Genomic DNA, 366 nt, shown 5'->3' with positions numbered 1-366 from the left:
CGCACGAATGAGCGCCGGATGTGCATGGCCCAGCGCGTTCACGGCGATCCCCGCCCCGAGGTCGAGAAAACGTCGCCCGCCTTCCTCCACCAGCCAGACCCCTTCGCCCTTCACGAAGGACAGGGGTGCGCGGGCATAGGTGGGCAGTACGGAAGGGATCATGGTGATCGTCCTTTGCTGGTGTATCAAGCCGCCAAAAGGCCATGGGCACGCCCGGTGGTCAAGGGCCATGCAGGCGGCAAGGGCGCCGTTGACGGACGTGATGCCGCATACCGGCTTGCGCCTGCGCTGGCAGGCATTAGTATAGGGCGCTGAAATTGACGAAGCGGTCCTGACATCGGGGACCGCTTTCCAATATGGAGAACC

Annotated in this window: 1 protein-coding gene; it reads right to left on the bottom strand. The window is 63.7% G+C overall.

Going from position 1 to position 366, the window contains the following annotated elements:
- The coding region (locus A3764_RS24925; protein WP_150122398.1) for an aminotransferase class III-fold pyridoxal phosphate-dependent enzyme at nt 1–162 on the bottom strand (162 nt) is incomplete at its 3' end.
- Nucleotides 163–366: the final 204 nt, after the last annotated feature.

It is taken from the genome of Sulfitobacter sp. HI0129, from assembly GCF_001635395.1.
Lineage (GTDB): Bacteria > Pseudomonadota > Alphaproteobacteria > Rhodobacterales > Rhodobacteraceae > Sulfitobacter.
This window is presented reverse-complemented; position numbering and strand designations above follow the sequence as displayed.